Raw genomic sequence first — 213 nt, 5'->3', positions numbered from 1 at the left:
CACGCATTGCTCGTCGTGTTCCTGAAGAAAAAACCGATGAAACGCCGGATCGTCCGCCCTTTGTTGCAGGGGTATTAGGCCCAACAAATCGTACTAGTTCTATCTCTCCAGATGTTAATGATCCTGCTTATCGTAACGTCACTTATGATGAGTTAGTGATTGCTTACATCGAATCTACTAAAGGCTTAATCAAAGGTGGCTGTGATCTTATTC

Annotated in this window: 1 protein-coding gene; it reads left to right on the top strand. The window is 43.7% G+C overall.

Annotation, left to right across the window (positions count from 1 at the left end; translation table 11 throughout):
• A partial coding sequence (locus V6256_RS15980) for a homocysteine S-methyltransferase family protein (protein WP_341599186.1) occupies window positions 1–213 on the top strand: 213 nt, incomplete at both ends.

The organism is Psychromonas aquatilis (assembly GCF_038155185.1).
GTDB lineage: Bacteria > Pseudomonadota > Gammaproteobacteria > Enterobacterales > Psychromonadaceae > Psychromonas > Psychromonas aquatilis.
The sequence above is the reverse complement of the archived record's forward strand: the minus strand, read 5'-3'. Positions and strand labels throughout refer to the sequence as shown.